The sequence below is a fragment of the Hymenobacter montanus genome (genome assembly GCF_014699115.1).
GTDB lineage: Bacteria > Bacteroidota > Bacteroidia > Cytophagales > Hymenobacteraceae > Hymenobacter > Hymenobacter montanus.
Genome location: NZ_JACXAD010000015.1, coordinates 133,491 through 141,948, shown reverse-complemented (window position 1 = coordinate 141,948; position 8,458 = coordinate 133,491). Strand labels below are relative to the sequence as shown.

Genomic DNA, 8,458 nt, shown 5'->3' with positions numbered 1-8,458 from the left:
GGCCGTGAAAGTCAGGCCGCTGCCCTGGAAGTCGGTGAGCGCGCCGCCGGTGAACTGTTCGTAGGGGGCCAGGATGGACTGCTGGGATGGGCGCGCGGCCAGGCGCAGCTCTTTGGGCAGCGGCAGCTCGCGCAAGCTGCGGATGGGCACGGGTTGGGCCCGGCTAGGAAGGCAGGCCAATAGCAGCAGCGGGGCCAGCAGCAGGCACCCGGTGTGGAAGGGGACTCGTCTTGGTGTGGTCATGGATGGTAGAGAAAATGGAGGTGGAGGAAGAAAGCTGGCCCGCCCCCACCAGCGGCGCCGGGCGCGCGGATTCTGCGCCGGGCGGGGCTCTGGCCGCGGGGCTACTGGGGGTGAGTGAAGAATGAAAAGTGGCTACTGCGCCCGCCGCCCCTGGACGTGCAGGCCAGGCGGCGGCCCAGCTAGTGGGTCAAGGGGCCGCCGGGGTCTTGTGGGTAATTGGCCCGCCCGGACGGCGGGGGACACGCGGGCTGGATCTGCACTTTGAGCCGCGGCGGCGCGCGGGCTATTGATGGTCAGGGGGGCAAGGGAGCCCCCCAGCAGGCCGGCCTGGGAGCCAAAGGTGCGGCGGCACTGGTAGAGGTGGCGCAGCGTATCATCCTTGGCTCCATTCGCTAGAGGCTTGTTGCGCACGTACAGGCCGTAGTAGAGCGTGTCCTGGCCGGCGGCGGGGCTGGCTTCCTGGAAGAAGTAGAACCCCTTGCCCTCAGTCACCTGTAAATTCGTTGGTAGGGACACGCGCCCGCCGTGAAAGGTGTGCACCGTGCCGCGCAGTTGGGGCTGGGCCAGGCTGTCGAGCTCGCCGACGGGGAGGATGGGTTGCCAGAGCAGGCGGAAGGGCTTGTCGGCGGGCTGAGGCGTGCCATCGGCTTTCTGCAGCACCGGGCCCGTCAATGTGCGCAGGTTGTCGAGCAACAGCGCTCCAACTTGGCCACAATTAGAGACACACGCGGGGTCGTACCCAGTACCAACAACGCTAAATGATACGCGAGTGATATCAGTCGCAGGCGTGAATGTCACCGTATCCGTTTGCCAACTGATGCGAGACATCGGAATAAGTTTGTGCCATAATAAGCTGACCATGTTGCCGTTAGACATGTTGCAATCTCGCGTATAACCCCGAAACAGTAATGTGAGAGGGGCTTGCTCCCCAAGATACCCGAACCTCGGTATAAAATAGTCAAGGCCATAAGCCACATCGACTAAGAACGTATAGGTGACACCTGCTTTGAGCGTATCGCGTAAGTGCTGGAAGATGGTACCGGCCGCATTGCGACGAGGGATGTCAATATAAGACATTGCAAGAAAATTGTTTCCATCCGTCGGCGCGAGGTTACTCTGTACGTAGCTTAGTCCAGGTGGTACCGGCAGTGTACTGTACCACGATGGGCACATATCATTCCAACCAGGAATACCATGATTTCCAGGCTCTTCGAACGAGGGATTGATAAAGAGGGCATCCTTCCGAAATTCGGGGGTGTTCGAGGCGTTGCCAGAAGCGGATTGAGTGGAAGACAGCCCGGACTTGGAGGGGCTCGCTAAAGCAGAACGAGAGGTACCAGCTAAGCGGTTCGGTTTACGGGAGACCTGTTGGGCCCCGCTCGGCGGGGATGTCAGCAGCAAGAGTAGCGGAGCCAGCAATTGGCACCAAGCGCTGGCGAAGGATAGTAGTTTCGTGGTAGTCATGGGGTGGAGAAAAAAAATGCAGAAAGCGAACTCCCCTGCCAGCGGCGCCGGGAAAGCCGGGCCGGTCGTGAGGAAGACCAGCAAAGGGGCTAGCGTGCCCGCTTTCGCGGGGCCAGCAGGCGGGGCTGCGACCCGACCAGCGGGTCAGAGCGTTGCCCGGGCGTCGTGGGTAAGCGGCCCGCCCGGGCGGCGGGGACTGCCAGGGCCGGAGCCGCACGCTGAGCCGGGGCCGCAGACGGGCCGCCGAAAGCCAGCGGCTGGAGCGAGCCGCCCAGCAGGCCGGCCTGCGAGCCGAAGGTGCGGCCGCATTGATAGAGGTGGCGCAGCGTGTCGTCTTTGGCTCCGTTGGGCAGGGGCGTGTTGCGCACGTACAGGGCGTAGTAGGTCGTGTCCTGCCCGGCAGTGGGTGCGGCTTCCTGGAAAAAGTAGAAGCCTTTGGCATTAATCACTTGCAAAGCTGGGGGCAGCGGCACGCGCCCGCCGCGGAAAGTGGTCACTGTGCCGCGTAGTTGGGGCCGGGCCAGGCTGTCCAGGTCGCCGACGGTGAGCACGGGCTGCCAGAGCAGGCGGAAGGGCTTGCCCGCCGGCTGGGCCGTGCCGTCGGCTTGCCGTAGCGCTAGACTCGGCATGGTGCGTAAGTTATCGATCAATATCGCCCCTTGTGAGCGAGGAGCATTAATACCACCAGGATAAAACTGTAAGCTGTTGACTTCGGCTGTAGGCGTGATGGTCACCGTGTCTGTTTGCCAAGTGGTACGGGTTATTGGAATAACCTTACTCCATAATACGTTAATGGCACCGAATGGCTGACCTATTACCTGTAAAGTGATAGGTAATTGGTTTAACGTATTATATGGATTGTAGTTAAGAGCATAAGCCACGTCGACCAGAAACGTATAGGTAACGCCCGCTTTCAGCGGCACGCGTAAGCGCTGACCGAAAGTCGAGTATCCTAATCCACCAGAAAGATTATCAGAATGTATTCCAAAATAACTGTTTCCATCACTAGGCGCGAGGTTGCTACCGTAGCCATTCATCAACCCAGTAGTATTGGGCAATAGATGAGGATTATTCATCACCCCATACCAACCGGGGATGGGCACCCAAGGCGCCATGGAAAAGAGCACAGGTGGTGTGACTCCTTCAAAGGAAGGATTGGTAAAGAGGGAATCTTTTCGAAATGCGGGGGCAGGCGTTGTGGCCGAAGCGTCGCGAGCAGTGATACGCAGGGGAGCTGATCGGGATTCAGCAGGCGTTGCGTGGGCCGCCTTGGGCTGGCGGGGCGGCTGACGAGCGGCCGGTTGGGCCTCGCTCGGCGGGGACATACATAGCAGCAGCAGGGCCGGCAACAGGCACCCGACGCGGGTAAAGGGCACTCGTCTTGTGGTGGTCATGGGGTGTAGAAAGAGATGAAAAAGGCGAAAAGCCGGACTGCACCTGCCAGCAGCGCCGGGGAGAGCCAAGCCGGTAGCGGGGCAGCCGAGAAGGTTTATTGCGTTTTCAGAGTGATGCCTACGCCGTTGATGAGGCTGCGGCTGCCTCTGGTGCAAGGCTAGCCGTAGATATCGTAGCCGCTGGGCTGGGGCCTTGAAGCTTGCATCCACCACTGACTCAATGGTAGGTAACTAGGAAATAAAAACGAGCGAACACATTGCTGGGCCGCCACCATGGGGTAGCCGCGGAGGCTTGCGGGCGCGTTTAGCAGCCGGAACTAGGACAAATTTTGTTTTCATAGGTAGAAAGGAAGCGTAACCAGTGTTTAGCTCAGGCATTCCTACAAAGTTGTCCAGGTGGATATCTCCTTACTTACTTATTTGGATGAATAACCTCAGCGGTAGGACCAACAACCAAATTCATTGGTCCTGGCGCCGGCTCCATTGACCTGCATCCACCGCCAGGGGTAACGGTGTTGGAGCCCTGCCAATCCCGTAGCACCATTATAAGCCAAGTAAATAATTGACAATAAGCATTAACCAGGCTCAACTACTCCGGGTAATCCACCTATTTCTCCCCTGTTCATCCGGCCTGACTACGCACGCCCAGACGCATGCTCACCGGCCACATCTTAACTGGCCTACCCCCTACTCCTAACTGTTGGCGTGGGTAACAGAATACTAGCAACCACCACCTAAAGCATGGTGCCACTCGTACATAAAGGGCCAGCATTAACGCAATTGGCATTGAATAGTATTACCTTGTTTTCAAACATGAAAAAAACCCTCGTTCTCGGCGCCTCCGACAACCCGGCGCGGTACTCGTACCGGGCCGTACACCAACTTAAGAATCACGGGCACGAAGTGGTGCCCGTGGGCATTCGCCAAGGTCAGGTGGCCGGCCTGCCCATTCACACTGACCGCCCCCAAGAGCCCGACCTGGACACGGTTACCTTGTACGTGGGCCCGCAGAACCAGCCCGCCTGGTACGACTACATCCTTGGTTTAAAACCTAAACGCATTTTATTCAACCCCGGCACTGAAAACCCGGAGCTGGAGCGTCTGGCCCAACAGCACGGCATCGAAACGGAAGAAGCCTGCACACTGGTGCTACTTTCGATCGGTCAGTACTAAACCCGGCTTTCAGGAGTGGTTTGGTTTCCTCAACCGGAGGTAGAGACGCATGGCTAGAATTAGTTGTTAAACAGATAGTGATACTTAATGGCGCAACTACCCACAGACCAGTATGCGTTGCCATTGCCTGCTAGCAAATTCCATCAGTAGTTTATTCATTCTCGGCGGTGTCGGCACCCCTATCGCAACTTCTTCCCGCCAACCGTGCAGCCAAAGGTCAGCAGAAAGATGCGGCGGGTATTACCGGCAAGAAGAACTGGATTAACTAGGGTGTAACCACCTATAAGTCCGCAGATAAAGGCAGGAGCCAGCCGCCGCCAGCCGCCACGGAAACCTGCACAACCTCGCCGGGCGCGAGGCTACTGGTGCTGGTTCGAGCCCGCACGGTGGTTTCGCGCAGCCTGACTTCCACTTCGTAGTAACTGCCGAAATATCGGATGGTCTTCACGGTGCCGCTCACTCCCCCCGGGCCGACTGGGCCGAGCAGCAGGTGCTCGGGGCGCACCAGCAGTTGGGGGGCGGCGGGGCGGCCAGCAGTGCGTATAAGGGCCTGGCAGTCGGGGCCGCGCACCAAGTTATACTCCCCGAACAGCGCCGCGGTGTATTCGTCAACCGGCTGCTGGTAGATCTGGGCGGGGGGACCTTGCTGCACAATCCGGCCCTGACGCAGGACCAGGATTTCATCGGCCCAGGCCAGCGTATCGGGGGGGTCGTGCGATACCAGCAGGCAGGTGATGGCTAGCCGGGCTCCAAGTTCTTCGATAATGGCTTGGAGCAGGCGCTTGTGCCCTCGGTCGAGGTGGGCAAACGGCTCGTCGAGCAGTAGCAGTTGGGGTGCCCCGAGCAGTAGCCGGGCCAGGGCTACCCGCTGCTGCTCGCCGCCGGAGAGCTGGTCGGTACGGCGCTCGGCCAGGTGCCGGATGCGGCATAATTCGTAGAGCGCCTGCGCTTCGGCCTCCGGGCGTTTGTTGGCGTAGCGCAACACTTGCCCGACCCGCAAGGCGTGCGGCAGCTCCGACTTTTGCGACAGGTAAGCCACCCCCGCATGCCCGGGCACCAGCGTCTCAGCCGGGCCCCGCACCCGGCGGCCATTCACGCGCACTTCCCCGGCGCTGGGCTGAATCAGGCCGGCAATAATTTGCAGCAGGGTGCTTTTACCGGTACCAGACTCGCCCGCCACCGCCAACTTCTGACCCGAACGCTGGCTAAAGCTGATTTGCCGCAACACCTCGCTCCCCTGCTCCACCAAGCTAATGCCGGATACCGTTAGCAACTCCATGCGAGGCGAATAGAATGAGTAGATGAGGCCCAGCTCAGGCACGAGCGGCCTTCCCGGGCCGCAAACTACGGATCGAAGTTTAACCAAGGCTACTACACAGGTCCGCACGGCTCAGCCCGGCGAGCCGAATAGCACGAACCCCAACCATAAACTATTCCCGCCTAAGCACCAAACACCAACACCCAAGCACTCAAATTATGCAGGTTTTGGTGATGATTGTGTACTCCCCCGCCCGGCCGGCGGCCGTTCCTTTGTGTTGCCCGGGCGGACCTATTCCGACCAGGGCCAGCTGCCACTAGTTGGGCGTTCGCACTTACCTCATCATGGATCTGACTCCCGAAACCATCACCCTCGACATTGAAGGCATGACTTGTGCCTCCTGCGCATCCTTTGTGCAGAAGTCCCTGGCTCGCACGCCCGGCGTGCAGAGCGCCGTGGTTAACTATGCCACTGAAAAAGCCACCGTTCACTACTTTCCGGCCCAGGCCACCCCGGTTACGCTCAAAGAAGCCGTTGTACAGGCTGGCTACGGCGTCGCGGAGCGGGCCCCGGCAAGCACCGCGGCCGAGCGCGGGCTGGCGCTCGACCAGCAAAAGGCCACGGCCTACGAGCACCTGAAACGGCGCTTCTGGGTGGCCGCGGCCCTGGCGGCGCTCATCATGCCGCTGAGCATGCTCATGCTCTGGCCGGCCCTGCTGGCGCGCCTGAACCCGCGGGTGCTGAACTATAGCCTGCTAGCCCTCACCCTGCCAGTACTCCTCTACAGCGGACGCGAGTTTTACGCCTCGGCTTGGAAGGGCTTCCGGCACCGCACGGCCAACATGGACACCCTGATTGCATTAGGTACCGGCGCCGCCTTTCTCTACAGCCTGGCCGCCACCATCGTGCCTGGGTTCTTTGCCCGCCAGGGGCTAATGCCGGAGGTATATTACGACACGACGGCCACCATCATCGCCCTGATTCTACTGGGGAAAGTGCTGGAGCTGCGGGCCAAAACCCAAACCTCGGCCGCCATTCGCGCCCTGATGGGCTTGCAGGCCAAGACCGCGCGGGTGGTTCGGCCCAATCAGCAGGAAGTAGATATTCCTATCGAGCAGGTGCAGTTGGGCGACGTAGTGGTCGTACGCCCCGGCGAAAAAGTAGCCACCGACGGCGTAATAACCGACGGCCACTCGAGCCTGGACGAAGCCATGCTCACGGGCGAAAGCCTGCCGGTTGAGAAGAAAGCCGGCGACGCCGTGTTCGGGGCTACGCTCAACAAAACGGGCTCGTTCCGCTTTCGCGTGACCAAGGTGGGGGCCGATACCCTCCTGGCCCAGATTGTGAAGCTGGTGGAAGATGCCCAGGGCAGCCGCGCGCCCATTCAGCACCTGGCCGATAAGGTGAGCGCCGTTTTCGTGCCCACGGTGGTGGTCGTGGCGCTGCTCACGTTGGGGCTGTGGCTGGCATTGGGGCCGGCCGGCAGCCGCGGAGCACTGGCCCTGGTCAATTTCGTGGCCGTGCTCATCATTGCCTGCCCTTGCGCGCTGGGGCTGGCCACGCCCACGGCCATCATGGTCGGCACGGGCAAGGGCGCCGAGCACGGCGTGCTGGTTCGCAACGCCGAGGCCCTGGAAAAAGCCGGCCAGGTAACCACCGTACTGGTCGACAAAACCGGCACCATCACTCATGGCGAGCCGGCCGTAGCCGACTTCCTGACCGCTTCGGGCCAGGCGGCAGGCCCGCTGCTGGCGCTGGTGGCCGCCGTGGAGCGGCAGTCGGAGCACCCGCTGGCCGGGGCCGTAGTGCGCTACGCCGAGGCGCAAGGCGCGGCTCCACTGCCAACGGCCGACTTCCGGGCCTTCGCCGGTAAAGGGGCCCGCGCGGTCGTCGCCGGCACGGCCGTGGTCGTTGGCAACCGCCGCTTGCTGGCCGATGAGGGCATCGCCCTACCACCCGAGCTAACCGCCGAGGCCGCGCACTTGCTAAGCCAGGCCAAAACCGTGCTCTACGTGGCCGTGGCCGGCCAGGTCCGGGGCCTGATTGGCATTGCCGACACGGTGCGCGCAACTTCCGCGGCGGCCATCGAGCGCCTGCAGGCTCTGGGCCTGGAGGTGGTGATGATTACCGGCGACAACGCCCAAACCGCCGCGCAGGTCGCCCGGCAGGTGGGCATCGAGCGGTATTTTGCCGAGGTTCTTCCCCAGGACAAAGCCGACAAGGTGAAAGAGCTGCAAGCGGAAGGCCGCGTCGTGGCCATGGTGGGCGACGGCATCAACGACGCGCCGGCCCTGGCCCTGGCCGACCTTGGGCTGGCCCTCGGCTCGGGCACCGACGTGGCCATGGAGGCGGCCGGCATTACGCTGATGCGCTCGGACTTGCACGGCGTGGTAACGGCCATTGAGCTGTCGCGCCAAACCATGCGCACCATCCGGCAAAACCTGTTTTTCGCCTTCGTTTACAACGTGCTCGGGATTCCCGTCGCGGCGGGGGTGCTGTACCCTTTTTTCGGCATCCTGCTTTCGCCCATGCTGGCGGCGGGGGCCATGGCGCTCAGTTCGGTGTCGGTGCTGACCAATTCGCTACGCCTACGGGGATTTGTGCCGACGAAAGGTTGAGTACGAAGACCTCTCATCTCTTGGAGGCCTTCAACTTCTTGCTACGAGAAGGCCAGTATCAGGCTTGTTTAAGCACGTAGCATAGCAGCACCGGCGGGCAACTAACCGTTAGAGTACTGCTTTCTTAATCTTCGATCAATCATCTGTATATAAGCCCAATAAAAATATGATGCGTCTGCTCCCGTAACGGGCTGTTGCTTTGTAGGCGTGAGTAAAATGGGTAAGAGTGGCGGTAATAAACCCGGATGCATGCCTGCTCTGAGGCATTGTTTTAGGGCTAGAGTTTCAGGTCTAGGGCCGCGCCTTTT

General features: G+C 61.0%; 6 protein-coding genes. 2 read left to right on the top strand and 4 right to left on the bottom strand.

Going from position 1 to position 8,458, the window contains the following annotated elements:
* The 3 genes from IC235_RS14235 to IC235_RS14225 all read right to left on the bottom strand — a co-directional run.
* On the bottom strand, nt 1-243 hold a 243-nt coding region (locus tag IC235_RS14235; protein ID WP_191005851.1), incomplete at its 3' end, for a hypothetical protein.
* 132 nt (nt 244-375) lie between these two features.
* The gene (locus tag IC235_RS14230) at nt 376-1,071 is read right to left on the bottom strand and encodes a hypothetical protein (protein ID WP_191005850.1); all 696 of its coding nucleotides are present in this window, start codon (nt 1,069-1,071) and stop codon (nt 376-378) included.
* 725 nt (nt 1,072-1,796) lie between these two features.
* Nucleotides 1,797-2,336 (bottom strand): hypothetical protein, encoded by a 540-nt coding sequence (locus IC235_RS14225; RefSeq protein WP_191005849.1) that lies wholly within the window; start codon nt 2,334-2,336, stop codon nt 1,797-1,799.
* A gap of 1,578 nt (nt 2,337-3,914) precedes the next feature.
* Here IC235_RS14225 and IC235_RS14220 point away from each other — a divergent pair.
* Nucleotides 3,915-4,274 carry a CoA-binding protein gene (locus tag IC235_RS14220; RefSeq protein WP_191005848.1) on the top strand — a complete coding sequence of 120 codons (360 nt, stop codon included), beginning with the start codon at nt 3,915-3,917 and terminating at the stop codon, nt 4,272-4,274.
* Between the two features lie 280 nt (nt 4,275-4,554).
* Here the strand turns inward: IC235_RS14220 and IC235_RS14215 are convergent, their stop codons facing one another.
* The gene (locus tag IC235_RS14215; protein ID WP_191005847.1) at nt 4,555-5,553 is read right to left on the bottom strand and encodes an ABC transporter ATP-binding protein; all 999 of its coding nucleotides are present in this window, start codon (nt 5,551-5,553) and stop codon (nt 4,555-4,557) included.
* A 323-nt stretch (nt 5,554-5,876) separates the two neighbouring features.
* On the opposite strand from IC235_RS14215, the gene IC235_RS14210 reads away from it, so the two are divergent.
* The gene (locus tag IC235_RS14210) at nt 5,877-8,150 is read left to right on the top strand and encodes a heavy metal translocating P-type ATPase (RefSeq protein ID WP_191005846.1); all 2,274 of its coding nucleotides are present in this window, start codon (nt 5,877-5,879) and stop codon (nt 8,148-8,150) included.
* Nucleotides 8,151-8,458: the final 308 nt, after the last annotated feature.